Here is a 26,483-nt window from a genome sequence, read left to right on the forward strand (position 1 = left end):
AGGCTATCCCTCATAAGGTAGCCTGCTATTTTTGCTTTATTTCGTTGATTGTCTTTCTTCAATTCTGTGCGGAAGCTCAACAATTTGATCGTCCACTTGTTCTTTGTTCATCAGCTTTGTGAGCAATCTCATCGCAACAGCACCAATATCATATGTCGGCTGTACAACTGTTGTCAGCTGAGGACGCACCATGAGAGAAAGTCTTGTGTTATCAAAGCCAATCACTTCTAAGTCTTCAGGAATAGATACCCCTCTGTCTTGTGCTCCATGAATGACACCTAGAGCCATTTCATCTGTAGCTGCGATAACAGCTGTCGGCTTGTCAGACTGCTCAAGCAGATGAGCAAGTGCTTCAATTCCAGAATCATACGAGTAATCGCCTTCAGCGACGAGCGTATCGTCAAACGCTATGCCCGCTTCTTCAAGTGCTCGCTTATAACCTGCAAGCTTTCTCACGGAATTAATTGGTTCTGACATTGGACCAGAAACAAACGCAATTCGTTTATGTCCTTTTTCAACTAACAGCTGAACTGAGTCATAAATGGCCTGCTCATAGTTGATGTTGACGGATGGTGTTTGAGCCTGCTCTTCAACAGATGCTGCAAGAACAATCGGCACAGGAGAGCGCTTAAATTCTTCCACATGCACATCTGTGATATTTCCGCCCATAAAGACAATTCCGTCTACTTGTTTGCCGAGCATCGTATTTAACAAATGAAGCTCTTTATCTGTATTTTGATCTGAGTTGCTCAAAATAATGTTGTATTTATACATCGTAGCGATGTCTTCAATACCGCGTGCTAATTCCGAATAGAAGATACTAGAAATATCAGGGATGATGACCCCGACTGTCGTTGTTTTTTTACTTGCTAGGCCTCGAGCCACTGCATTCGGACGATAGCCAAGGCGGTCAATCGCTTCAAGCACCTTTTTTCTTGTTGTTGGTTTTACGTTTGGATTACCATTTACTACGCGTGATACCGTTGCCATACTTACATTTGCTTCTCTTGCTACATCATATATTGTAACATTATTCACATAAATCACTCCTTCAAATACACTTCATATCTATAGCATTCACCAATTGGATAGAGACATGTCAGATACGAGGAAAATAATATCCTATTTGTCATTAAAACGATGAAAAGAGACACATAATTTTTCAATCTACATCAAAATGACATTCTTTTATGAAATTATACACGTTTTTTTGTCATATGAAAACGTTCCCTTTCTTTTTATAACTAAATTAAACAAACTTTAATCAGCTTGTTACCTGTAAATTGAATCATATTTCATAAAAAAACATTGAGAACGCCAGCTATGACAATGATCTTAGCAGATTCTATCAAATTTTAAAAATGAAAACATTGTGAACAAGCACTTTTTAGGGTTGCAATGTGCTTTCTTCCTTTCATTCCCAAACTTCATGGTATTTCTCCATAAAAAAACCGCCGGGCAGTTATCCGGCGGCTATTTCTATCTATGATTACGCGTGAATATTCACAAGTGGTCTTAACGCATCTAACCATTTTTCGAATTGTGGAATGTCCATTTGCTGCGCTGAGTCAGACAGTGCAACAGATGGATCTGGATGTACTTCTGCCATGACACCGTCTGCTCCAATCGCAAGAGCTGCTTTTGCTGTTGGAAGGAGAAGATCTCTACGTCCAGTTGAGTGCGTCACATCAACGAAGACTGGTAAATGTGTCTCTTGTTTTAAGATTGGCACTGCCGAGATATCTAGTGTATTTCTTGTCGCTGTTTCGTATGTGCGGATACCGCGCTCGCAAAGGATGATTTGATCATTTCCTTGGGCGATGATGTATTCAGCTGCATTGATGAATTCTGAAATGGTCGCTGCAAGACCGCGTTTTAAAAGAACTGGTTTCTTCACGGAACCGGCTTCTTTTAACAGCTCGAAGTTTTGCATGTTACGTGCCCCAATTTGGATGACATCGATATGCTCAATCGCTTCTTCAATATGAGCAGGATTGACAATTTCACTAATGACAGCAAGACCGTATTCATCCGCTACACGCTTTAGAATCTTTAGACCGTCTACACCAAGTCCTTGGAAATCGTATGGACTTGTGCGAGGTTTAAATGCGCCACCACGAAGTAGTTTTAATCCCTGCTGTTTCGCTGCTGCCGCTACTTCTGCGACTTGCTCGTAGCTTTCAACGGCACATGGTCCAACGATGAAACGCTGCTTTCCATCACCGATCGCTTCCCCATTGATATTCACGATTGTGTTTTCTGGCTTTTTCTTACGAGAAACAAGAAGTGCTTTGCTGTGGTCATCTTCTTGAAGCTCTAGACCTGCTTTGAAAATCTCTTTGAAAATATGCTGAATCGTTGAGTTTTCAAATGGCCCATCATTTTCTTCAAGAATTTGGTTCAGCATTGTGCGCTCTCTGACAGGATCATAACGGTTGACACCTTGCGCTTCTTTTGCTTTTCCAATTTCTTTGACAATGTTTCCTCTTTCATTGATCAGTTTTAGAATTTGAAGATTTAGTTCATCTGCTTGCTGCCTCAATTTTTCTAGTTCATTGTTGCTCATTTTTGTCATCCTTTCCTCTGCCTGCTCTCGCTTTTTATTTTTTCATTCTTGCATGATAGGGTTTATTATAAACAAAGATTTCGGAATTGTCACGAAAATTTTCTTTATTACCCAAACGCTTTTAAGCGATAAAGTATTGTATGTAAGATTATAGCATACTTTTCGTTCAAGTAAACCTTTTTTATAAAAAAAACGTCAGCCGCTGCTGACGTTTCTTTCTTTTACAGATTATGTTCAAGCGCTTCTTTTGTAATGCTTGAGTGAGAAGCATGCCATTTTACTTTTCCACCGCTAAAGACGAGTGCCTGCGGACTTTCGTGCTTTACACCTGATTTTTCAGCCACGTAGGATGAAAGCTCTCTCGTGTTTTGAATTTGCAAGAAATACGTTGGCACGTCTTCATGTGCAGACGCAAATGCTTCAAACTCTTGAAAAGCCGCTTGGCTGATCGGACATGTCAAACTGTGCTTAAAAAAGACAAAGGTCCCATCTTGATTCGTTAGTTGATCAAACTGTTCTTCTGTTTCAATGAGTTGTTTTGACATGATGTTCTCCTTCTTTACTTCGAGCAGTGAGAGTTAGCCTTTAGTAGATTGTTCTACTTTTTCTTTGACATCTTTGATGCCGTCTTCAATTTCTGATTTTGCTTCTTGTGCTCTTACTTTTGCTTCATCTGCTACATCAGATGCTTCGCTTGCCAAATCCGCTGCCGCATCTTCTGCTTCATTTTTCACATGATTAGCTTTTCCAGCCGCACGCTCTTTTATGTCTTTCACTTTGTCTAAAATCTGGTTTGACTGCTCTGCTACAAGCTGAGACAATTCAGACGTTTTATCTTTTGCAATCGTCACATATTCAGTGCCTTTTTCTTTTGCATCTGTTGTGAGCCGGTCTGTTTTTTCTTTTAACGCATTCGCTTGGGTGTTCAAATCATCGCGAAGCTCTTTCCCTGACTTCGGTGCTAAAAATAATGCTGTTGTTGCACCAACAATTCCACCAATAAGTGTTCCGATCAAAAAGTCTTTGCTATTGATTCCGTCTTTGCTCATGATTATTCCTCCTATGCGAATATGGTTTATTTTTGATGTTTACGCTGTTTCCATTTTTTATAAATTTCAAGTGCTGCGTTACTCCAGCTTACCACATCCGTCACTTTTTCTTGATTTCTTTCAACGGATGAAGAAACCGCACCAGCTGCCTGCTTTATGCTTGTATTAAATTGGTTGATCGAGCCACCAATTCCCTGCACCGCATCCACAACTGTGTTAAGTTTTGCTGATTTGTCTTGAATATCTTCAGCAAGCTGATTCGTCTTATGTAGCAACTGTGCTGTCTCTGTGGTGATGCCTTGCATCTGACCTTCAAGACCTTCTAAAGTTGATGCAACATTCTTTAATGTCAGCTGTAAGGATTTTAATGTTTTGGACAAATAGATGACAAGAATGAGGAAAGCAATTGCGATCAGTGCAACGCTTAGATATAGAATAATAATCATCTGATACCTCCTTTGCTGCGGGCATATTCAATTCATTACCCTCTCGTTGTATCATTCAAACATCGCCTAGAATGACCGATTGAATAATAATTCTACACTTATTCGCTAATTCCTGTCCACAGCGAACGAAAAAAAGCGCCGCATGTTGACACATTTAGCCCTTTTGTCACATTTTATTCAAAATAAAAAAAGTGCCGTGTGAAACGGCACTTTTTTAAAGCATTTATACAGCGACTTTTTCATAAGCACGCAAATACTTCTGAATGTCTCCTGCTCCCATAAAGATCAGAATCGCATCTTCGTGCGTTTTCAGCACAGATGTATCTTCTTCCTCAATTAATTGGGCCTGCGGGATTTTTTCTCGTAAATCTTCAATGCTCAGCTTCCCAATGTTTTCACGGGCTGAACCGAAAATATCACAAAGGTAGACATAGTCGGCTTTCTTTAGACTGTCAGCAAATTCACTTAAGAATTGCTGTGTACGTGTGAACGTATGCGGCTGGAAGACAGCCACAATATCACGGTCCGGATATTTTTGGCGAGCTGCTTCAATCGTGACTTCAATTTCAGTTGGATGATGTGCATAATCGTCAATTAAGACCTGCTCACCGACCACTTTTTCATTAAAGCGTCGTTTCACACCGCCAAATGTCGTTAATGCGCCTTTGATAAGCTCTACATCAATGGACTCATAGTGACATAATGCAATGACAGCTAACGAGTTGAGGACATTATGATTTCCGTAGGCAGGAATGTAGAAGGTATCATAAAACGTATTGCGTACAAATACATCAAATGTGGTACCTTCCGTATTTTTCACAACATTGCGTGCTTGGAAATCATTTTCTTCGTTGAAACCGTAGTACACAACAGGTACCTTCGCTTGAATCTTTGGCAGATGCTCATCATCACCGCAGGCAATAATGGCTTTTTTCACTTGAAGCGCCATGTTTTGAAACGCATCAAACACGTCATCAATATCCGAGAAATAATCAGGATGATCAAAATCAATATTGGTCATGATCGCATAATCTGGATGATAGCTGAGGAAGTGTCTGCGGTATTCGCATGCTTCAAAAACAAAATACTCGCTGTTTTCTTTCCCCATTCCAGATCCATCACCGATTAAGTACGAAGTAGGTTTGGCTGCCTGCATGACGTGAGCAAGCAGTCCTGTTGTCGATGTTTTGCCATGAGCACCAGTAATCGCAACGTTTGTGAATGAATCCATGTATTCTCCAAGGAATTTATGGTAACGAATGACAGGAATCCCTTCAGAAAGGGCACGTTCAATCTCAGGGTGTGTATCAGGGAATGCATTTCCTGCGATGACCGTCATCCCTGGCTGAATATTATCTGGGTCAAATGGTAGAATTTTAATATTTCGTTCTTCTAATGCTTTTTGTGTAAAGATATGTTTTTCGATATCCGATCCTTGGACAGTATACCCAGTATCATGAAGAATTTGGGCCAGTGGACTCATACCTGTCCCTTTTATTCCAACAAAATGATAAACAGTCATAATTGTACCTCCAACAAACGTCTATCTGACTTACAGTATATGACGCTCATTTCAATTTGCAACTTGTGATTTTGCCTCTAGCTGATCACAGATCGCAGCTCCAAATAAAGATTTTTTCCGATCTTCCTATTCTAATCAATATTAACTATGATTAGTATCCGACAACTTTCCCATTTCTAACACCTGCTTTCGCTTATTTTACATAAAAAAGCGTTCTGGCAGACATGCGAAAAGCGTCCAATTACAAAATTGCACCTATGTGCTATCATACCATGTTTATGAAAAAAATGAAGTGGTTTGTTTAGATCAACTGTTCTAAGTCACTCAGTGTCATGAGCACTTCTCTTGGCTTACTGCCTTTCGCACCAGAGATCATGCCCTCGCGCTCCATCATGTCAATCAACCTGGCTGCACGGTTGTAGCCAATTCTAAATCTTCGCTGCAAACTTGATGTACTAGCGCTATTCTGCTCGATGGCAAAACGGCAGGCATCCATAAACAATTCATCTTCGTCTGTAATCGCAGAGCCCTGCAGCATGAGTTCCTCCTGTTCAAAAAGGAACACTGGCTTGCGCTGCTTTCTCACATGTGCCACCACTTGATCAATCTCACGGTCTGATACAAAGTTCCCTTGCAGCCTTGTCGGTTTGCCGGAGCCATTTTCTAAGAAGAGCATGTCTCCTTTTCCGAGAAGCTTTTCTGCACCTGCCATGTCAATGATCGTTCTTGAATCCACCTGACTTGAAACAGAAAACGCAATTCTTGTTGGAATATTAGCTTTAATGAGACCTGTAATGACATCAACAGAAGGTCTTTGTGTCGCAATCAATAAGTGAATGCCGCATGCTCTTGCTTTTTGTGCAATTCGGCAGATGCTTTCTTCGACTTCATTTGGTGCGACCATCATTAAATCAGCCAGCTCATCGATCACCACGACGAGATAAGGCAGTTTTTCTCCCATTTGTTTTTCTTTCACAAGCTCATTGAATCGTTTAATTTCTCTCACGCCAGAGTGTGCAAATAGTTCATAGCGTCTTTCCATTTCATCCACTACCCATTTCAGAGCAGCAGTTGCTGTCTTGGCATCGGTGATGACTGGACTCACAAGATGCGGAATGTGGTTATACGGCGCTAATTCAACCATTTTAGGATCAATTAAGAGCATTTTCACTTCATCTGGTGATGCTTTAAACATGAGGCTCACTAAAATCGTATTAATGCAGACGCTTTTTCCTGAACCAGTGGCTCCGGCAATTAAGCCATGCGGCATTTTTTGCAGATCAACCACGACAGGCTGGCCTGAAATATCTAATCCGAGTGCCGCTGTTAAAGGAGATGGATTGTCTCTAAACGCACTGCTTCTGATCATTTCTCTTAAGAACACCATTTTACTGTGCAGATTTGGCACTTCGATCCCGATCGTGTTCTTTCCTGGAATCGGTGCTTCAATTCGAATATCCTTTGCGGACAAACTAAGTTTAATATCATCTGACAGATTCGTGATTTTGTTCACTTTGACACCTGGTTCTGGATGTACTTCAAACCTTGTCACAGAAGGTCCCTGTGTGACATGAACGACACTTGCTCTTACGTTGAAATTTTTAAGCGTCGCATTGAGCAGCTCTGCCCGCTCTTTCACCCATGTGCCTTCCTCTTCTTTTTGAGCTGGCGGTACGTCTAAAAGGGCAAGGCTTGGAAAAACATACCCTTGTGTATCGGCTGCTTTCTTTTGTCCTTGCACGCGCTGATCGCTTTTTAACATCATGACATTAAACGGAACCGTAGAGGTTTGCCCGCTTGTGCGTTGTGGCTGCGGAGATGTCTGTTTTGGTTCTTCTTTCTTGACTTCATGCGTTTGTTCTTGCTGCTCTGTCTGCTCTATAACGGTTTCTGCCGCTTCAGATGCAGTTTGTTCCTCTGTTACTTGTTCTACTGGCATCACTTGATCTTCTTCAATTTCAGCTTCTTGGACCAGCTGATCTTCCTGCAGGTCATGTTTGACTGGCTCAGCTTCTTCAAATGCTGCCGCAGGCGCTTCTTCTTGTTTGTCTTCTATTGGATCAGCCGCTACTTCTTCCACCGGTTCTGCTGAAATGTTTTCTGTTAACGCCGCTTCTTCTGATGGCATGTCTACTTCCATTTCAATCGCTGGCTGCGAAGGTTCCGGTGTTTCGAAGGTCAACATGTCTATTTCCTCAGTATGATCTTCAAACTGATGGACAGGATCGTCCTTTATTTCTTCTTCATCACCGGAGACAGTCTGTTCCGGCTCAGACTCAACGGGCTGCTTCTGATAGACTTCTGCTTGCTGCTTATGTACATCAGCTTCATGATGATCTTCTGGATCGTTTTCTTCTGGCTCGATGAAAGGCTCGTCAGTTAAACGTTCCAGTGTCGATTGAACATGATCTTGATAAGCGAGTTCCTCTTGCAATGTATGCGGGGTTACTGCTGGCTCTTTGTCCGTTCTCTCTTCTGCTGACACTGAAGCCATTTCCTCGATACGTTTTTCTTTCTGTATAGACGGGATGTTCATTTGCTGTCTGACATTCCGTTCACGCTCTGCCTCTTCTGATAACAGTGTGACACGCTGCGCCGTTTCTTCTGCTGCTTTCCTTTGAACTGAAGCTGTTCCTTCTTTTGAATCTGCCCGTTTTGGACGCATATCCTGATGATAGCCATAGATCGGTGATGGAATTTGCTCTGGCTTGAATGGCTTTTTATTTATATCAGGCTGAAGCGTTTGTTTAGGCTGATAGGTTTTCTGCTTTGCCTTTGGCTGGCTTGGTTTCACGCGTCTTCTCTCCTGCTTCACTCCATCACGCTGGGTTTCATCTGGAACGAGCGGAAAGCGAAAGTTCCCTTTTGGATATTCATAATACACTTTCGTATCTTCGATTTTTTTATATTCTTTATGCGGTTCAAAAGCTGGCTGCTTTGGTGCAGCTAGATCTTCTTCAGGTCTTGCAGCTTTTTCTTCTTTCTTTTCTTCTCCTAAAAATACACTAAAAAATTTATCTAACCAACTCATCATTTATCACTCACTTTAACTCCCCTTACGTTTTCTTGGGCGATTTTTAGTATACCATTGCTTTTTCATGCAGAAAAGCGAGAAAAGTGCCGCTTTATGCTGTTCATGCTGTTGTAGATGAAAAAAAGTCACTAAGTACGTACTTAGTGACTTTTGGTATAACACATTCTTCGCTCCTATGTGCCCGTTTATGGGAGGTTACGCTTTAAAGGGTTCGCCAGCTTGATGGCTTCCATCTAAAACAAGAATCCCTTTTTCAGCAGGTGCGTCTGGAAGATCTAACTCTTTTGCAGAACAAATCATACCGCTTGATGGAACGCCTCTTAGCTCAGCATCTTTGATGACCATACCGCTTGGCATCACTGCACCGACCTTCGCCACCACAACATATTGACCTTGGTCAACGTTTGGTGCACCGCACACGATTTGTAAGGTTTCATCGCCCACATCAACTTGGCAAATGTTTAATTTATCTGCATTCGGATGCTTTTCTTTTTCCTTTACATAGCCGACAACAAATTTTGGTGATAAATCCACAGTCAACGTTTCACTGACACCGTTACGGTTTAAAATTTCATTGATATCTTGAACAATGGTTTCAGAAAGCGGAACAGATCCGTTTTCTTCAATTTTCATGTAAGTGGATGCATTGAAGATATTAAAGCCTGTTGTTTCTTTTGTTTCTTGATTGAAGATTCGTACAACATCTCCAAACGTCTCATGACCTACTTCTTCTCTCGTCACATCTTTCAATGAAATAAGGAGTGTGTCGCCTACACCTTCTGCATTATAAAAAACGTTCATTCTTCAAAATTCCCTTCTACTGCTGTTTTGGTCTGCTTTTTGCAAGTATAAAGATCGGTTCAAGCTTACCCTCGTCATATAAAAATGACAATGCGGTAATCGGAACCGTGCCGCTGGCGAAGAAGCTCATCGACATCTGCCCTAAAATATCATAGCCTGAATCATTGCGAACATCTGCAATGATGAAAACGTCTTGATGGGGAACAGAAATCGCCATCTGCCCTTCTATTTTTTGCGCGTATTCTTGTAATAACGATTCATTTAAAAGTCTGCTGGCGTCATACCCGTCATTTGCACGGAAGAAATAAAACCGGTTGCCTGCCACTTCATCCATTTTCACTACTGTTTCTAGCGAACGGACGTTGAAGCTTGCAGTTTCTCTGATTCGCTCTTTTGTCCAGTTTTCCTTTTGGAGCATCTTTTCATCAATTAGTCGGTAGGTGCTTCCAAGGTCAAGCGCATAGTAGATTCTCGTTTCTGCTGTATGCTCATCAAACACGAGCGGAATCCCATCACTTGATGCCTCAGGAAAGGAAGTGGAACGAATGACCGGATAGATCTGCTTTTCTTTTCCTGAAATGTGCTGCGCTTCGCCTTTCATGGCACTCAGCGCTTCTTTCACATAATAGACGATCTCATCAATGGTTTCATCAGGCTTTACTTCCCACTTTGCAATAATTGGCGGGAGCTCTAGTGTGATGCCTTTGCCTGTTTGTTTATCTTCAATACGAAGCGTATCTTTTTCCCGGTCAAACTCGTGTGACCAGCTGTCGTTCGTCAGACGGCTTTTGAGTTCATTCGCAAGCTGTCTTGATGTCATTTTTGCCATCGTTTTAGACTCTCCTTTCGTTATTTAGAAAGAGAATCTGTTAAAAATGCTTCAATCTCTTCCTTTGTCTTACGATCTTTGCTGACAAAGCGGTTAATCTCTTGTCCGTTTTTAAAGACTAAAAAGCTTGGAATACCGTAAATTTCCCACTCTGCACAAGTGTCAATGAACTTGTCTCTATCGACATAGAAGTACTCAAATTCTGGGTAGTTTGCTTCAAGCTCTGGCAAGAATGGCTCAATAAATGTGCAGTCCGGGCACCAGTCAGCTGAAAATAGCAATACCGTTAAGTCTTCTTGAATCACTTTTTGTAATTCTTCGTTTGATTCAATTTTTTTCATGTTTCATTCCTCCAGTTTGTATGGTTAAATCTCCGAATTGTATATAGCCTTTCTTTCTCATCCATTCTGATACTACCAAACTAATCACTGCCGGGCCAACGATATGCAAGAGAGCGATCGCCAGAAATACAGATGGATGAAACCCCATGACGGTCAGCGTCATGAGTTGTCCAACAAGCCCGCTCGTTCCCATTCCCGCTCCTGCCGCATTATTGACCATCCCAAAGCCAATAATACCAATTGGCGCGAGAATCAGACCAGCAATTGTCGGCGGAATCAGGATGAGGGGATTTTTCACAATGTTCGAAAGCTGCAACTTTGACGTTCCAATGCCGACAGCCGCAAGACCGCCAAAGCGATTTTCTCTAAAGCCTGCAGCGGCAAAGCCGACCATTTGAGCACAGCAGCCAATCGTTGCAGCACCAGCAGCTGTCCCGCTTAAGTCAAGCATGAGCGCAAGTGCAGCACTTGAGATCGGAGAACTGAGAGCAAGTCCAACAATGGTCGCTACCAGCATGCCCATGATCAGCGGGCTTTGATCTGTCCCCCACATAATGAGCCTGCCGAGCCCTGTCATCATGGCTTCAATTCCAGGTCCGATTAGGGCAGCGGTGAAAAAGCCAGTGATAATGGTGACAAACGGCGTTAAAATAATATCAATTCTTGTCTCACCACTGACCAGCTTGCCGAGTTCCACACCAATTAATGCTGCGGCAAAGCTTCCAGCAGGCCCCCCAAGCTCTGCTCCTGCAGCGCCTGAGACAACACTTGCAAAAATGATCAAAGGAGATGCATGTAAACGGTACGCAACCGCTACGCCGATCGCCGGTCCCATGAGCCCCATGGCAAGGGTTCCCATTTTAATGATGAGTGGAAGTGATAACAGACCGCCTGCTGTTTTTAAAATCAGACCTACCACTAATGTAGCAAATAGACCTAAAGCCATATAAGAAAGTGCATCAATGAAATACACCTTTGACGAAAGGGAGATCCCCTTTCTTTTTAAATAAGTCATCAACGTCGTCTTCCTGCTTTCTCATAGAAAAGACGAAGAGGCCTGTCCTTCCCATTATATGTAGTATTCTTGCGATGAAAAATAGTCTCTACCATGAATATCATAATCATATTTTTTTTGCTTTATCAAGCACTTCTTGTGTAACATGAAAAGAAACAGGACAAACCTTTACTAAGTTTGTACAAAAGGAGGAGATCGTTATGCAATTAACTGTCTATTTAGCTGGAGAAATTCATAGCCAGTGGCGTGATGAAATCAAGGAGAAAAGCCAATCTTTGAAGCTGCCGGTGACATTTGTCGGTCCAATGGAAAATCATGACCGCTCAGATAACATCGGTGAGGATATTTTAGGTGAGCAGCCGAATGCCATTTTCAAAGATGATGCAGCTTCTGATTTGAATAATTTTCGTACTGAAATTTTATTAAACAAAGCAGATGTCGTCATTGCTCGCTTTGGTGAGAAATATAAGCAGTGGAACACAGCCATGGATGCATCTGCTGCGATTGCAAAAGGTAAACCTCTTATTTTAATCCGTCCAAAAGAGCTGCACCATCCGTTAAAGGAACTATCAAACAAAGCAAATATCACTGTGGAAACCGTAAACCAAGCGATCAAGGCGTTATCTTATGTGTTTGAACAGCAATAAGAAAAAAGGCTGCTCTCATTGAAGAAGCAGCCTTTTTCTATTCTATTTATACTTGTTGGTAAATAGAATCCACTGTACTTTGATCACAATTTTTGACAAGGCGGACAATTAACTCTTTTGCCGCTGCGTAATCATCCACATGCAAAACAGAATGACTTGTATGAATGTAGCGTGCACAAACTCCAATGACAGCAGAAGGCACACCTTGGTTTGAAATATGAACACGTCCAGCGTCCGTACCACCCGGTGATACGAAATATTGATATGGAATGTTGTTTGTCTCAGCAGTATCAAGTACAAAGTCTCTCATTCCGCGGTGCGTAATCATTGTCCGATCAAAAATACGCAGAAGTGCACCTTTTCCAAGCTGGCCGAACTGTGTTTTGTCACCTGTCACATCGTTTGCAGGACTCGCATCTAAAGCGAAGAAAAGATCTGGCTGAATCATATTCGCAGCTACCTCAGCTCCTCTAAGCCCAACTTCCTCTTGAACAGTTGCTCCTGAGTACAGCTGACATGAAAGTGATTCGTCTTTTAATTCTTTTAATAATTCAATTGCAAGGCCGCAGCCATAGCGGTTATCCCAAGCCTTCGCTAAAATCTTTTTTGGATTCGCCATTGGGGTAAAAACCGTTGCAGGAACGATTTGCTGTCCTGGACGAACGCCAAGCTCTTTTGCCTCTTCTTCACTGTCTGCACCAATATCAATGAGCATATCTGACGGCTTCACAGGTTTGCTTTTTTGTTCTGGCGTGAGAAGGTGAGGAGGTGTACTAGAGACGACACCAGGAATTGGCCCGTGATCGGTATGGACGTCCACACGCTGCGCCAGCATGACTTGACTCCACCAGCCGCCAAGTGTTTGAAAACGAATCATCCCGTTTTTCGTAATCGATGAGACCATGAATCCGACTTCATCCATATGACCCGCTACCATAATTTTCGGTGCGTTTTCCGGTCCCTTGCGTACGCCAAACACTCCGCCAAGACGGTCTTGAATGAGTTCATCAGAATATTTCTCAAGTTCCTTTTTCATAAAAGCACGCACATGGTGCTCATTTCCTGGAGTTCCCTGTAATTCTGTTAAATTTCGGAAAAGCGACAATGTTTCTTCGTTCATTCTACAGTTTACCTCGTTTCTATGTAATGACCATATATATTCCTATAAAAATAACACTCACTTTATACTATAAGAATTCTTTCGGTTTTCCAAGTATCTCTCCAGAAATTTTGAATATGCTTTCAAGTATTCGGATTCCTTAACATCGTTGGACAAGTTTTGTATAATGGAAAAAACAGCAATACGGAGGTGCAGCACGTTGAAGTTAAAACATGTTCTGATTGGTGCGAGTATTGGCGTAGCCGCTGCAATTGTTGCAAAGAAAGTATTTTTCCCTACGTATATCTCATCTGAAAAAGCATTAAAAATTGTGAAATCTGCTTTTAAACAGCGCGGCCCAATTGATGGCTCTTGGATTTATACTGTACCAGAACCGTATACCGTAAATGGCGAAACGATTGATGTATACAAATCTGGCATTACCCGCTCTGCATTTGGTGAGCTTGAACAGTATGAAGTGATGATTGATGCCAAAACTGGCATGATCGTGGATGTAATTGATTCTGTTGCTTGATCAAGAAAGCTTCGCAAAGACATGTCCTTGCGAAGCTTTTTTTATATGGCTTTGATTTTTTTGTAGACAGGATGCCACATAGCGTCCTGCACAGCCTGAATGAGATCATCAGGCGTTTCTTCTGCAATTCCTTCATCAATTGCTGCCTGCGCCACACGGACGGCCACTGTCGCTGAAACGGTTCGAAGCTGATCGACACTTGGCAGCATCGCTGCACCCGGCTTCCCAACATTGACCATGCTTGCAATGGCTTCAGCACTCGCAACAAACATACTATCTGTCATGAGGCGTGCTTTTGACACAATTGTGCCTAGACCAAGGCCTGGGAAGACAAGGGCATTATTCGCTTGTCCAATTTCATATGTCACGCCGCCATATTCGACAGGATCAAATGGACTTCCTGTTGTCACAAGGGCACGTCCTTCAGTCCACTCGATCAGATCTTGCGGCTTTGCTTCTGAAAGAGGTGTCGGATTCGACATCGGTAAAATCGCAGGACGCTCCACGTGTGACGCCATTTCTTTTACAATTTCCTCTGTAAATGCTCCTCCGACCGTCGAAGTGCCAATTAAGATTGTTGGTTTCGCCTGCTTGACGACCTCTAATAGATCAATCGAATGCTTTGGACCATTACGGGCATAATCCTTTACTTCGTCAGAGCGCCTTGCATACGGCTTTTGAAATGGCTGAATGTCAGGTGAATCATCTGTGAGCAGCCCCGTTTTATCAATACACCAGAAATGATCGTAGGACTCCTCTTCTTTGACTCCATCTCTGACAATGGCATCACGGATTTGCTCGGCTATGCCAATACCTGCCGTACCCGCTCCAAAAATGACAATACGGTGATCTTTCAGCGGAACCTTCGAAGCTTTTGCACATGCCAGAACTGCAGCAAGTGAAACGGCGCCAGTCCCTTGAATGTCATCGTTAAATGTACAAATACGGTCCTTATATTTTTCCAATATCGCACGGGCATTCTTTGTCCCAAAGTCTTCCCAGTGAAGGAGTGCATTTGGGAAAGTAGCGCGGGCGAGCTCGACATATTGATCAATGAACTGATCATAGCGCTCTCCTCGAACGCGGGAGTGCTGGTTTCCAACATAAAGCGGATCATTCAAGAGACTTTCCTGGTTCGTTCCGGCATCAAGCACTACTGCCAGCACGCGGCTGGGATCAATGCCTGCTGCAGCTGTATAAACAGCAAGTTTTCCAACTGAAATGGCAATCCCGCCAACGCCCCAGTCTCCAATACCTAAAATGCCTTCTGCATCCGTTGCAACGATTAAGTCGATTGATTCATCGACACCATAAGAGGCAAAAATCTCCTCCATGCCTTCCAGATCATCAATCGATAAATAGAGCCCTCTCGGCTTTCGATACTCATGGCTATAACGCTGAATAGCCGTTCCTACAGTCGGCGTGTAGACAATCGGAAGCATTTCCGCCAAGTGCTCATTTAGCAGTTTGTAAAAAAGCACTTCATTTCTGTCATGAAGCGCTGTTAAATACACATTTTTCCCCAGTTCATCAGGCTGTGCCTTGAACTGTTCATATGCACGCTTTGCCTGATCCTCTAAGGTTAAGACCTTAGGCGGAAGAAATCCCTTTAACCCGAGCTCCTCCCGCTCTTCCTTTGTAAATGCAACCCCTTTGTTTAAATAAGGGACTGACATGACTTCCATCCCTCTTAATGGTGTTTCGATCACATCACCATGTACACGATAAAATTGGTTCACCTGCACTCTTCCTTTCACAAGTTCATTTTGTCGTTATTTTGTGTGAAAGGTGAAAAAAACATACAGATGATCTTTTATCTTCCTGTTTCTCTTTTAATTTCGTGTGTGATCTGCCCGTCTTCGTCCCATTTTACAGCACGATAAATGGCATCATGATAAAACAAGTACCACGCATTTTTTTCTTCTGCAAATGCCTGCCACTTTTGCTTGGCTGGAATCGAGGTCATTGGGTAATCATCATATGCCAAAACCCAAAGTGGATTTTTATGAGCATGTGTTGGCATGATATCAGCTAAATGAATCGCTGTTTCTCCCTCACTTGTGAGCGTTAAAATGCTATGACCATTGCTATGGCCGCCTGTATGATGCAGCTCGATTCCTTCTGTCACTTCGATGCTTTCTTCAAATGTGACGACTTGATCTGCCACAGGCTCCCAGTTTTCTTTCCAATATGTATTTCTTGAGCGAATGTTTGGCGCTCTCATTTCATCCCATTCGATTTTCGATGTGATGATTTTTGCCTGCTGAAAAACAGACACGAGCTTATCGCCTTCACGTTTTGTTAATCCGCTGGCATGATCAAAGTGCAGATGTGTCATCAATACGTAATCAATATCTGCTGGGCGCAGGCCAAGCGCCGCTAGAGATTCTTCCAATTTGGTTTCCTCTGTCACGCCGTAATTGCGTTTTTGTTTATCTGTCAGCTTCCCTGATCCGATGCCGGAATCCACTAACAGGTGAAGACCCTTCCACCGAATGAGAATTGGATCACATCGTAATTCAATTTGATTGCGGTCATTTACCGGGTATTTTTTTGACCATAATGGCTTTGGCACGACACCAAACATCGCTCCGCCGTCCATGTGCGTATCTCCCCCGTTTAACCAAAACAGTTCCATTTCACCTATTTTCATTGTCTCCATTGCTGTCATCCCTCCTTTTTCTATCGTAGCAAATACAGCCAAAAATCGCATGCACCAATCTTTTCATAAAAAAAGCTGACTGCCATTTTTCTATTGCAGCCAGCTTGATATCACTTGTTATTCTGGGAATTTGACTTCTGATCGATAGATCGGTTGTCCCATAGACGAGAATTTCTCTTCATATTCAGTCATCACGTTTCCTTCTAAGCCGTCCTCATGTAAATCTAGGCTGACATACGTTAAAAGAAGGCCATATGCAGAAAAACTTTTTAAGGAATATTCAAATAACCCGCGGTTATCTGTTTTGAAATGTAACTCACCACCTGGACGGAGTATATGTTCATATCGCTCTAAAAAGGTTTTAAACGTCAATCTGCGCTTTTCGTGTCTTGCTTTTGGCCACGGATCAGAGAAATTCAAATACACCCGGTCAATCTCATTTTCCGCAAAAACATCTGTCAGCGTCTCAGCATTGATGTTCAAAAGCTTTACATTTTCAACATCTGTCTCTTTGATTTTATCTACTGCCGTCACAATAACACTTTTAAATAATTCAATGCCAATATAGTTGATATCAGGATGAAGCTTGCCCATTCCAGCAATAAAGCTCCCTTTTCCTGTCCCAACTTCGATATGGATTGGATGATCATTTCCAAACAGCTCATGCCATTTCCCTTTATATTGCTCGGGACTTGCTAAAGCAATATGAGCATTCTCAGCTAAGTAATCATCCGCCCATGGTTTATGTCGCATTCTCAATTTGATACACCTCTATTTTCTTTACATTTTATCAAGATACCATGAAACATAAAGACCCGCAAGACAGCATCTTCTATGTCCATATAAAAAGACCAGCCCTTCGCTTGAGCTGGTCTGCCGCATGTATAAATTGGACGCTGAATGCACAGTTTAACCTCATAAATGACACGCAGGAAAGGAGCATTTGTATGGGTTTAAACCGTCAACATCAGCTTCAATTAATCAAAGATATTTTAACCGATCACCAGCTGGATTGCTGCGGGACTGTTGCAGAATATGAACAGGTGGGACGCGTGATTCAATTAATGCTGGCAAAAGAAGATCTGGATGCCGACATTCGTCAGCTGTTAACAGATATTTATGATTACAGCCAAAAGGGCACCTCTGTCAGTTCAATTGATGCACATATTGAGGAGCATCAATCACATCTGTCTGAGTGGGTCGAGAACATTCCACTGTCTTAATGGATGTTTAACCGTTTTAAGAGTGCATTTAGCTCCGCTTGCACTTCTTTTTGCGCCTTTTCATTCCCTTTTCGTTTATGCCAAACGACAAACGATACGGTTTCAGCGAGCACGTACCACGCCATGCGCTTTCGCAAATTGTCCGTCAGCGGGGCGCCGTACATAGAGAGCCAGCTTTCCCAGTTCTCTTCCTCAACATAATGGTATAAAAGCGGTCCAAGATCAATCGCTGGGTCTGCAATCATCGCCCCATCCCAATCGATCAAATAGAGCTGGTTTTCATCTGTCAGCAGCCAATTATTATGATTGAGATCGCAATGACAGACGACCTTGTCCTCAAAATGGACAGCCTCCACATGCTTCTCTAAATACTGGATGGCACGCGAAATGTCTTGTGAATCAATTTGCTCGTTTAATATGGACTGTTTCAGATGCATCAGAATGGATTCTGGGTCTAGAGAGTGCTTCTCTAATCGTTTCAGCATATCGAGCAATTCTTTTGATGTATGGATTTTTCTTAGCTGCTCTGCTACAGGACGATCATTCATGTCCTTTGGCTTCAGCTCTCTGCCGCTCAGCCAGTGCTGTGCAGTAATCACATCTCCATTTTCCATCCGTTTTGTCCAGACAAGCTTCGGCACAATGCCTTCAGCTGACAAAACCGCAAGAAACGGTGACGTATTGCGTTTTAAAAATAGCTTTTGGTCATTGTGTGTTGCGAAGTACGCATCTCCCGTAGCGCCTCCAGCCGGAGAGATATGCCATTCGCTACCTAATATTTGTCCCAACCAGTTCATATCAATTTTCAACCCATCATTTCTTAAAATATTTTAAATCTTGCTTTTTTAGTCGACAAAATTCAGCCGATTGAGGATCAATTGGCTGTTTCTTTTTTTATTTATATGATCATAAAAACAAAAAGGACAGCTATTGAGAATGAGATGCTAAACAATAGCCGTCCTATAGATTTTATCGTTACCTTCTTATACTCGTCAAGCAAAACTAAAAAATCAGGACAAGAACCTTACGAAAAAGAAGGCTTTTTTCATGGTTCTTTGACTAAGGATATACCGCAAGTTATTTAAGCACGTAATTTTAAGGATCGTTCACTTGCCTTTACAAAGACAGGCGTTGCGCCGATCACTTCTCCATCTGCGTGAAATAAGATTTTTTCATCTGCTTCTAAAAACGCTTCCTCATGCTGAAACAGGGTAACCCCCTTCATCCCAAGGTGCTTTCGGAACACCATCGCGCTTAGAAACAAGAGGACTTTGAATGGATTCAAATCTGTGACAACCAACGTTTGAAAACCTGGCTGCCTCGCACTCACTTCCGGTGCCGCTTCCAGCCCTCCCCCGTAATACGGGTGATTGCAGACGATCACAAACCACACTTGGCGAAAGACTTTCTTCTCATTTTCAATAAATAACGCAAGATCAAACGGCTTAAACGACCATAAAGAATGGAGAAATGACAGAGGGTAGATGATAAAGCCAAGCCCCAGCCGTTTCAGCCACTTTTTCCCTCTAAAATGCACCGTTTTCCTCAGTACATGTGCGTCAAACCCCGCGCCGATATGATTGAGAAAGAGAACAGATTGCGGACTTTCGGCATGATCTTGAAAGGAGCCGAGAGAAAATGTTTTGGTGAGCATTCTCTTTTGCTTTCTCACTTCTTTTAGGACATCATGACGATGGATACCGAGACCCTTCGCAGCATCATTCCAATGACCAGCAGGGACAAAACTAAGCTGCACATGATCGATTTCCTTTAAGCCATTCAGTACTTCATGAATGGTGCCGTCACCGCCAATAACAATCAAGCGCTTCAGCCTGTCATCCTGCATGGCACTGATTTGTCTTGCCAAAACTTCTGCATGGCCTTCATGCTGGGTGAGAAATGATCGATAAGAGACCTCCACCTTTTGTAATTCTTTCTCTATGCTCCTCCATGTGCGGAGTCCTTTTCCATGTCCTGCTTCTGGATTAACGATAAAGTACCATTCATTCATATATTAGCTCCACTCAGGTCTCATTTTTCGTGACCTTCCATCATGCCTTTAATCGAGCCATTCCTGTCTTCTTTTGCTGTCTGATTCACCATAAGCAAGCAATGCCTTTGTCGCCTTAAATTGCTGATGCTTTGTCGGCGCCGTATTTTTCCGCTGCTTTTCAAACCACTCTTCTGCCTTCTTCTTATCGATAACCTCCATCCCATATGGAACTTCAGGTAAATCAATATAAGAGGTTCGGCTGATGAGGATTTTTTTCACAGGAAGGTCTACACCACTTTGCTGTAAGATCTTTGACACGACGGTGCCAGATCGCAAAAGGCTTGCACAAGGATTCAAGACGGACTGAACAGCTTTCCCAGTCGCCCGTTTTTCCCAAAAACGTTCCTTCGTTCCGATATAGACGCTGTCTGGCTCAGCCTCTAAGAAAGATAAACAGATCACTTCGATCGGCGTGATGAGTATCGGACATAATTCCATCTCAGCTTTTTGAATAAGAAGCACCGGCTTGTACATCACAAAATAAGAATCCGGAAGCTGCCTTGCAAGCATCCGCAGCTTTTCATCATACCGAATATGATGGGAAACGGTTGAAATATGGGAAATCGTCGAACTCGCCCATTTTAATTGCACTTCAAAGAGATGATCCTTAAAAAAGTGAATCAGCTTCGTTTCATCGGTAGGAACGTTTCTGAAAACCCCTTGCTCTATATCTGTCGGCTCGTTAAAAAGACTCAGGTCCCGTTCCTTTTTCATATCGGCTTCTTTTTGCTTTCTCTTTAAGGAGAATTTCTTTCTCTTTTCTTCCTCTTGTTCTGGAGCTTGTTGAGGAATTTGATCAAACGGTTGCTGCGCCTCCTCTTTTGAAGCCTTTTTTAACTCGTCCCATCTTTGTTTTTTCAACCGATTGAATTGATTGATATAGTGATGCGGGTCTTGTTCATATCGTGATATATAATCTTGAATTTTGATAATTTGCGCCATCTGCTGCTCACTCCAACTTCTAGAATCATTTATGTAGTGTAAATTGTTTGATTGCGTGATAACGAGGGGTTTCCTTCGGACGTATTTCAAATAAAGTGATACGAGAAACCTCCATCACATATGGCTCTTTGCGTAAAGGTGCTTGCTTTTCATAAGGGTCATCCGCATTCCATTTGCGCGCAATCGTCATATGCGGATGAAACGGTCTCTTTTCAACAGGGTGTCCTGCTGACAAAACGGCTTCCTTTACCTTTTCTCTTAAATGCATGAGCGGCTCACTTTCATGAGGCTTTGCAAAAAAGACTCTTGGGCGTTCTTTCGCACCAAACTGCCCTACCTCATTCAGCTCTAGTGGAAATGCAGACGCTTCATTTGAAAGGATGTCAAGCAGCTGGATGATCTTTTTTAAACGCTCTTCTGGAATGGCTCCTAAAAAGATAAGGGTCACATGATAATCATGTGGTGCTGTCCATTTTTGAAAGAACAGTCCGCTCCTTTGATCAATGTCTTGTTTGATTTGATGCGCAAGTTGTTCAGGGATGTGAATCCCTATAAAATAATGACGGCTTTCTGACACAATATCACCTGTCCTTTTTTAACAAACTTTACGAATCCCCATTGATGATAGTATAACTAAAGAAATGCGTAATGAGAAGAAAGGGTGTCATCTGATGAAAGTAGCACAAAATATAGCTGAGCTGATTGGCGATACACCGCTTGTCAAATTACAGCGGCTCCAGCCAGAAAATGCGGCGGCTGTTTACTTAAAGCTGGAATCATTTAATCCGAGCGGAAGTGTAAAAGACCGCGCGGCTTACAATATGATCGTCGAGGCAGAAAAACAAGGGAAACTCACAAAAGGAGCAACCATTATTGAGCCTACGAGCGGGAATACAGGGATTGGTTTAGCCATGAATGCCGCCGCAAGAGGCTACAAAGCCGTCCTTGTCATGCCTGATACGATGACAAAGGAAAGAATCAATATTTTGAAGGCATACGGGGCGCAGGTCGTCTTAACCCCAGGAGAAGAAAAAATGCCGGGCTGCATCCGCAAGGCTGAGGAACTGGCTGCTCAAATTCCTCACAGCTTTATTCCCATGCAGTTTGACAATAGAGCGAACCCAGATGCACATAGAGGCACAACAGCAGTCGAAATTATGGAAGCTGTGAAACAACTTGGACAGCCTCTTGGAGCCTTTATCGCAACAGCTGGAACTGGCGGTACTATTACAGGAACTGGAGAGGAATTAAAAAAGGCATTCCCTCATTTAACCATCCGTGTGGCAGAGCCTAAGGGCTCCCCTGTCTTATCTGGCGGGAAACCTGGGAAGCATAAGCTCGTTGGCACAAGCCCAGGATTTATCCCCCATATTTTAAACGAGCACGTCTATGATGACATCGTTCAGGTAAGTGACGAAGATGCGTACCACATCACACGGCAGCTCGCTCAGCTTGAAGGAATTTTAGTAGGCCCATCCTCTGGGGCGGCTTGCTATGCAGCCATTGAAACAGCCAAGCAATTGCCGGCAGATCAAATTGTGATCTGTATGACAGCAGATACGGGCGAACGATACTTATCAAGTGATGTTTTTCAAGATTAAAAAAGGAACAGGGCGATGAATCCCTGTTCCTTTTTCTTCATTTCACGGTTAAGATGCTTTGACAGATTTCACCTCAGCCTGCTCCCCTGTGACAAGTAAAGCCTGTTCATCAGTAAGCGGACATAAATCAAGCGTCTGCTGATGCTTCTCTGTGATTTGCTGCGCAGCCTCGCCTAAATAGGTATTGTGCATATGCGGTACTGGATAGCGGCTTATTTCATTGAAAGCTTGATATGATGAAAGCTCCGGTGCCTTCTTTTGATCATCCATCAGAGAGATATATTCAATGCTTGGCGCCATGATAATACTCCCAGCAGACTCTCCGATGTACAGCTTGCCGTTGTTGATTTCTTCTTTCAACACGTCATCGAGACGATGCTTTCTTAATTCCTGCAATAAATAAAACGTGTTGCCTCCTGACACGTAGATCACATCATTTTGTTTGATCATCTGCGAGATCTCTTCAGCGGACTGTTCATCTATCTGCACAGTCTCAAGCTGCATCCCTAATTGCTGAAAGGCTTCCTTCGCTGCCTCTACATAGTGCGTGACTTCTTCTACAGCACTTGCCGTTGGAAAGAAAGTCACGTGCTTTCCTTTTAATGATTCCCCCGCAAAGTCAGATAAGAGAGAATAGCTGTCTTTGAATGAAGAGCATAAGAACATTTTTTTCACTATGAATCCCCTCTTCTCTTTTCCATTTCTATTTTGCTAATTCATACATGGCTTGTGCGTAAAGAGCAGCTGCTCTCAGTAAGTCATCAATTTCAATATATTCATCCTTTTGATGGGCGCAGTCTGGCCTGCCAGGAAATAAAGGTCCAAAGGCAACGCCTGCTTCTAAAGATCTTGCATACGTTCCTCCCCCAATGGCAATAAGGGTTGCAGGATCTCCCGTTTGTTCCTCATATACCCGCTGCAAGGTTTTCACAAGCGGATGATCTTTTGAGACGTGATGCGGAGGGCTGTCTTCGAATTTTAGAACGGACGCCCCTTTTATGCTTTCAATTCCTTTTTTGACGTCCCTGCCGTCTGCTGTTACTGGATAGCGGACATTTAACCCTAGCTTTGCTTCCTCATTCTGTTTAAAGCGGATTGTCCCAACATTCAACGTCAAATCTCCACTAATCTCATCTTTGCAAGCAATTCCCAGCTTTTGTCCTCTTGTATCTTGATCAAATAAAGCGTTGATTTGGGAAGTAAAGGCAAGTCCCTGCTCATCTAATTCGTGTCCGCATAAGAAATTCGCCATATGAATGCCCGCATTTGTCCCATGCGCCGGCTCCATGGCATGAACGGATACCCCTTTTAATGTAAAATGCAGTCCATCCGCCGTGTTCTTTACCTCACCAGATAATTGGTGATCAGCAAGATAGGCTTCGAAGGCTGTTTTTAATGATTCAGCATCGTGTTCCTGTGCAGCAGTCACAGTAGCAGCTGCCTCATCTGGTACCATATTGAGCCTCATACCCGATGTAAATTGCTTCAGCGTATAGCGCTGATGATTCGCTGTTTGTTGATATGTAAATGACACAACCGCATCAATGATCCCTTTTTCCGCATGAATAATCGGAAAATCGGCATCTGGTGCAAATCCAATTTGCGGCATTGGCTCATGCTTGAAATAATGATCCACACAGCGCCAATCACTTTCTTCATCTGTTCCAATGATCATGCGGATTTTTTTCGACAGCTGCAGACCAGAATCTTTTAAGATCTTCAGCGCATAAAATGCCGCCATGGTTGGGCCTTTGTCATCAATAGCCCCGCGTGCAAAGATTTTATTTTCTCTGATGTCAGCTGAAAATGGCGGGGTTGTCCAGCCGTCACCAGCAGGCACCACGTCCACATGGCAAAGCACACCTACAATGTCATCGCCTTCCCCATATTCAATATGACCCGCATAGCCGTCGACATTCTTGACTGTGAAGCCTTCGTCTTCCCCTTTTTTCAGCATATACTGCAGGGCATCATCGACTTTTTCACCAAATGGCTTTCCTTCTTTGCCGCCTTCTTCATCAAGGACACTTTCAATTTGTAAAAAAGATTGTGTGTCCTTGATCAAATCGTCTTTTTTTCGTATTACTTCAGCTTCCCAATTCATTTTTCCATTCCTCCTTGAAAAAAGGTTGCAATCCACCCTTAAAACGAATATTATATTAATTGTTTTGTAATAATGTTCGTAAATGGAGGATTTTATGTTTCAGTTAAAAGAAAATCAAACCAACATAAAGAAAGAAATAATCGCTGGTATGACGACATTCTTTACTATGGTCTATATTGTTGCCGTCAACCCGGGAATTCTTTCAAAAGCAGGTATTCCTTTTGACCAAGTCTTTACTGCAACAATCATTGCTGCTGTTGTCGGTACGCTCTGGATGGCACTATTTGCAAACTATCCGATTGCCATTGCACCAGGCATGGGGCTGAATGTCTATTTCACCTTTACCGTTGTCGGCGGTGGCGGCATCAGCTATCAAACAGCGTTTAGTGCGGTATTTGTTGCTGGTATACTCTTTATTATTTTATCGTTAACATCCCTTAGAAAACAACTGATTCAAGCTATTCCAGATAATTTAAAGTACGGCATTACAGCAGGAATTGGGCTTTTCATTGCGTTCATCGGCCTCCGTCAGTCTGGGATCATCGCTGCTGATCCAGAAAACCTTGTGAAGCTTGGCAATTTAAGCTCGCCTGTTGTCATTTTAACGCTTGTCGGCTTAATGATTTCGGTTATTTTAATGGTTCTGCAAATAAATGGTGCACTGTTTATCGGTATGTTAGCGACCACATTGATTGCGCTAGCAACTGGCCAGCTTCATTTCCCTAAAACACTGATGGACATCCCTGCACTGCCTGAAGGCATGCTGATTACAAATCCGATCTCTGCCTTTGGTGACGTGTTCTCTCATCATTTGTATGCCGTCGTCTTCTCCTTCTTACTGGTGACGATTTTTGATACAACAGGCACGATGATCGGCGTTGCAGAACAAGCCGGATTAATGAAAAATGGCCAGCTGCCAAAAGTGCGCAGAGCCCTGCTCGCTGACTCGGCTGCAACGACGGTTGGTTCTATGTTTGGTACAAGCCCAACCACTGCTTATATTGAATCATCATCAGGAGTTGCTGCTGGCGGAAGAACTGGGCTGACGTCTCTAACGGTCGCTGCACTGTTTATTGTGGCATTATTTTTTGGCCCGCTCGTTCAAGCGATTTCTTCTTTACCATCCATCACATCACCTGTTTTAATCATTGTTGGCTGCTTGATGATGAACTCGGTGTCACGCATTCGCTGGAACGAACTAGACGAAGCATTCCCTGCTTTTCTTGTCATTCTTTCGATGCCGCTGACTTCTAGTATTTCTACAGGGATTTCACTTGGATTTATTTCATATCCGCTTGTGAAATTGGCGAAAGGGAAATGGAGAGAAGTACATGTGCTGGTTCTCATCTTTGCGGTCTTATTTTTCATTCAGCTCTTTTTCTTAGAAGGATAACAGAAACAAAAAAGGCACATCCTTACATGGAATGTGTCTTTTTGCTTCACTGAATTTTTTATTTTGTAAATTTTCTGTGTTTATTTTTCGGACATTTGAAAATGTCAGCTCCAATCGCATCCCTTATCATTATTGGGTTGTAACCGGATTCAAATCATGATATATACCATATTTCATTTCATGAAGACAAGTTTAAAAACACGTAAAGTTGACTTTTTGGTGGAACTAGATGCATAATAACGTGTATAATAGAATAAAACATTAACAAACACGAACATTTACCATTGTTGCATGTCCTTATTTCGCAGTTTTAGTGTAGTAAGTTGTGGTTAGTCAAGTCCATCCGATCTTATTGATAGGGAGTGGTTTTTTGAAACCTTCAACAAACCGTATGATGACTCGAATCAAATCAGTCTATATGTTCATTCAAGAGAAAGGTCTTGTGACGACACAAGAGCTGGTTGATGAATTCGGGATCACACCTAGAACCATTCAAAGAGACTTAAACGTGCTTGCCTATAACGATCTTGTTCATAGTCCAAGCAGAGGCAAATGGGAAACAACGAGAAAAAAAGTAAAAATATCATCTTAAGCGTATAATGAATTGTCCATATAACAAAA

The 26,483-nt window shown here is 42.6% G+C and carries 27 protein-coding genes; 6 read left to right on the forward strand and 21 right to left on the reverse strand.

The features are described from left to right. Nucleotides 1–36 precede the first annotated feature (36 nt). The 11 genes from ccpA to NSS65_RS14150 all read right to left on the reverse strand — a co-directional run bounded on the left by ccpA (nt 37) and on the right by NSS65_RS14150 (nt 11,603). The gene (gene ccpA, locus NSS65_RS14100) at nt 37–1,038 is read right to left on the reverse strand and encodes a catabolite control protein A (protein WP_034279529.1); all 1,002 of its coding nucleotides are present in this window, start codon (nt 1,036–1,038) and stop codon (nt 37–39) included. Between the two features lie 451 nt (nt 1,039–1,489). Beyond that, nucleotides 1,490–2,566 carry a bifunctional 3-deoxy-7-phosphoheptulonate synthase/chorismate mutase gene (locus tag NSS65_RS14105; protein WP_034279528.1) on the reverse strand — a complete coding sequence of 359 codons (1,077 nt, stop codon included), beginning with the start codon at nt 2,564–2,566 and terminating at the stop codon, nt 1,490–1,492. A 221-nt stretch (nt 2,567–2,787) separates the two neighbouring features. Further along, nucleotides 2,788–3,111 (reverse strand): bacillithiol system redox-active protein YtxJ, encoded by a 324-nt coding sequence (gene ytxJ, locus NSS65_RS14110; RefSeq protein WP_046312088.1) that lies wholly within the window; start codon nt 3,109–3,111, stop codon nt 2,788–2,790. Between the two features lie 33 nt (nt 3,112–3,144). After that, entirely contained in the window at nt 3,145–3,615 is a 471-nt protein-coding gene (locus tag NSS65_RS14115) for a YtxH domain-containing protein (protein ID WP_034279523.1), read from the reverse strand. 26 nt (nt 3,616–3,641) lie between these two features. Further along, a complete protein-coding gene (locus NSS65_RS14120) occupies nt 3,642–4,061 on the reverse strand; it encodes a DUF948 domain-containing protein (protein ID WP_024424855.1) in 420 nt (139 codons plus the stop codon). A 223-nt stretch (nt 4,062–4,284) separates the two neighbouring features. Next, nucleotides 4,285–5,583 (reverse strand): UDP-N-acetylmuramate--L-alanine ligase, encoded by a 1,299-nt coding sequence (gene murC / locus NSS65_RS14125; RefSeq protein WP_025092288.1) that lies wholly within the window; start codon nt 5,581–5,583, stop codon nt 4,285–4,287. A 301-nt stretch (nt 5,584–5,884) separates the two neighbouring features. Continuing rightward, nucleotides 5,885–8,617, reverse strand: a complete 2,733-nt coding sequence (locus NSS65_RS14130) for a DNA translocase FtsK (protein ID WP_144496317.1) — start codon at nt 8,615–8,617, stop codon at nt 5,885–5,887. A 195-nt stretch (nt 8,618–8,812) separates the two neighbouring features. Then, nucleotides 8,813–9,418, reverse strand: a complete 606-nt coding sequence (gene ytpR / locus NSS65_RS14135; RefSeq protein ID WP_024424858.1) for a YtpR family tRNA-binding protein — start codon at nt 9,416–9,418, stop codon at nt 8,813–8,815. Nucleotides 9,419–9,434: 16 nt separating this feature from the next. Next, nucleotides 9,435–10,247, reverse strand: coding sequence for a DUF1444 domain-containing protein (locus NSS65_RS14140; RefSeq protein ID WP_034279516.1), 813 nt, complete (start codon nt 10,245–10,247; stop codon nt 9,435–9,437). 20 nt (nt 10,248–10,267) lie between these two features. Next, on the reverse strand, nt 10,268–10,588 hold the full coding sequence (locus tag NSS65_RS14145; RefSeq protein ID WP_024424860.1) for a thioredoxin family protein: 321 nt from the start codon (nt 10,586–10,588) through the stop codon (nt 10,268–10,270). Next, on the reverse strand, nt 10,575–11,603 hold the full coding sequence (locus NSS65_RS14150; RefSeq protein ID WP_101676755.1) for a PTS sugar transporter subunit IIC: 1,029 nt from the start codon (nt 11,601–11,603) through the stop codon (nt 10,575–10,577). The genes NSS65_RS14145 and NSS65_RS14150 overlap by 14 nt, the downstream gene beginning before the upstream one ends. Nucleotides 11,604–11,803: 200 nt before the next feature. Here NSS65_RS14150 and NSS65_RS14155 point away from each other — a divergent pair, with 200 nt between their 5' ends. Next, nucleotides 11,804–12,250: a YtoQ family protein gene (locus tag NSS65_RS14155; RefSeq protein WP_024426182.1), complete on the forward strand. Its 447-nt coding sequence runs from the start codon at nt 11,804–11,806 to the stop codon at nt 12,248–12,250. Nucleotides 12,251–12,296: 46 nt separating this feature from the next. Here the strand turns inward: NSS65_RS14155 and NSS65_RS14160 are convergent, their stop codons facing one another. Next, nucleotides 12,297–13,370 (reverse strand): M42 family metallopeptidase, encoded by a 1,074-nt coding sequence (locus NSS65_RS14160; protein ID WP_034279511.1) that lies wholly within the window; start codon nt 13,368–13,370, stop codon nt 12,297–12,299. Between the two features lie 199 nt (nt 13,371–13,569). Here NSS65_RS14160 and NSS65_RS14165 point away from each other — a divergent pair, with 199 nt between their 5' ends. After that, entirely contained in the window at nt 13,570–13,884 is a 315-nt protein-coding gene (locus tag NSS65_RS14165) for a PepSY domain-containing protein (protein WP_003217759.1), read from the forward strand. Nucleotides 13,885–13,925: 41 nt separating this feature from the next. On the opposite strand, the gene NSS65_RS14170 is transcribed toward NSS65_RS14165, so the two are convergent. The 3 genes from NSS65_RS14170 to trmB form a co-directional block, all read right to left on the reverse strand. Continuing rightward, nucleotides 13,926–15,623, reverse strand: coding sequence for an NAD-dependent malic enzyme (locus NSS65_RS14170; protein ID WP_081338903.1), 1,698 nt, complete (start codon nt 15,621–15,623; stop codon nt 13,926–13,928). Between the two features lie 74 nt (nt 15,624–15,697). Continuing rightward, on the reverse strand, nt 15,698–16,546 hold the full coding sequence (locus NSS65_RS14175) for an MBL fold metallo-hydrolase (protein ID WP_081124685.1): 849 nt from the start codon (nt 16,544–16,546) through the stop codon (nt 15,698–15,700). Nucleotides 16,547–16,663: 117 nt separating this feature from the next. After that, nucleotides 16,664–17,305: a tRNA (guanosine(46)-N7)-methyltransferase TrmB gene (gene trmB / locus NSS65_RS14180; protein WP_024424866.1), complete on the reverse strand. Its 642-nt coding sequence runs from the start codon at nt 17,303–17,305 to the stop codon at nt 16,664–16,666. 188 nt (nt 17,306–17,493) lie between these two features. Between trmB and NSS65_RS14185 the strand changes: the two genes are divergently transcribed. Beyond that, the gene (locus tag NSS65_RS14185) at nt 17,494–17,769 is read left to right on the forward strand and encodes a YtzH-like family protein (protein WP_024424867.1); all 276 of its coding nucleotides are present in this window, start codon (nt 17,494–17,496) and stop codon (nt 17,767–17,769) included. Here NSS65_RS14185 and NSS65_RS14190 read toward each other — a convergent pair. The 4 genes from NSS65_RS14190 to thpR all read right to left on the reverse strand — a co-directional run bounded on the left by NSS65_RS14190 (nt 17,766) and on the right by thpR (nt 21,341). Continuing rightward, complete coding sequence (locus NSS65_RS14190) at nt 17,766–18,566, reverse strand: phosphotransferase family protein (RefSeq protein ID WP_024424868.1); 801 nt, start codon at nt 18,564–18,566, stop codon at nt 17,766–17,768. The two genes, NSS65_RS14185 and NSS65_RS14190, sit on opposite strands and share 4 nt — an antisense overlap. Before the next feature lie 284 nt (nt 18,567–18,850). After that, nucleotides 18,851–19,780 carry a YegS/Rv2252/BmrU family lipid kinase gene (locus NSS65_RS14195; RefSeq protein WP_034279500.1) on the reverse strand — a complete coding sequence of 310 codons (930 nt, stop codon included), beginning with the start codon at nt 19,778–19,780 and terminating at the stop codon, nt 18,851–18,853. Nucleotides 19,781–19,828: 48 nt separating this feature from the next. Continuing rightward, nucleotides 19,829–20,764, reverse strand: coding sequence for a hypothetical protein (locus NSS65_RS14200; RefSeq protein WP_041114966.1), 936 nt, complete (start codon nt 20,762–20,764; stop codon nt 19,829–19,831). A 25-nt stretch (nt 20,765–20,789) separates the two neighbouring features. Further along, entirely contained in the window at nt 20,790–21,341 is a 552-nt protein-coding gene (thpR, locus tag NSS65_RS14205) for an RNA 2',3'-cyclic phosphodiesterase (protein WP_034279495.1), read from the reverse strand. A gap of 91 nt (nt 21,342–21,432) precedes the next feature. Here thpR and cysK point away from each other — a divergent pair, with 91 nt between their 5' ends. Then, complete coding sequence (gene cysK / locus NSS65_RS14210) at nt 21,433–22,365, forward strand: cysteine synthase A (RefSeq protein WP_326134878.1); 933 nt, start codon at nt 21,433–21,435, stop codon at nt 22,363–22,365. A 48-nt stretch (nt 22,366–22,413) separates the two neighbouring features. Here the strand turns inward: cysK and NSS65_RS14215 are convergent, their stop codons facing one another. Then, on the reverse strand, nt 22,414–23,040 hold the full coding sequence (locus NSS65_RS14215) for a Type 1 glutamine amidotransferase-like domain-containing protein (protein ID WP_046312106.1): 627 nt from the start codon (nt 23,038–23,040) through the stop codon (nt 22,414–22,416). Nucleotides 23,041–23,068: 28 nt separating this feature from the next. Then, on the reverse strand, nt 23,069–24,469 hold the full coding sequence (gene pepV, locus NSS65_RS14220) for a dipeptidase PepV (protein WP_081124690.1): 1,401 nt from the start codon (nt 24,467–24,469) through the stop codon (nt 23,069–23,071). A 94-nt stretch (nt 24,470–24,563) separates the two neighbouring features. On the opposite strand from pepV, the gene NSS65_RS14225 reads away from it, so the two are divergent. Together NSS65_RS14225 and NSS65_RS14230 are read left to right on the forward strand one after the other, a co-directional pair. After that, entirely contained in the window at nt 24,564–25,862 is a 1,299-nt protein-coding gene (locus tag NSS65_RS14225) for an NCS2 family permease (protein ID WP_034279487.1), read from the forward strand. A gap of 370 nt (nt 25,863–26,232) precedes the next feature. Further along, the gene (locus NSS65_RS14230; protein WP_008356419.1) at nt 26,233–26,454 is read left to right on the forward strand and encodes a DeoR family transcriptional regulator; all 222 of its coding nucleotides are present in this window, start codon (nt 26,233–26,235) and stop codon (nt 26,452–26,454) included. Nucleotides 26,455–26,483: the final 29 nt, after the last annotated feature.

The organism is Bacillus sp. FSL K6-1006 (assembly GCF_038593175.1).
Classification (GTDB): domain Bacteria; phylum Bacillota; class Bacilli; order Bacillales; family Bacillaceae; genus Bacillus; species Bacillus safensis.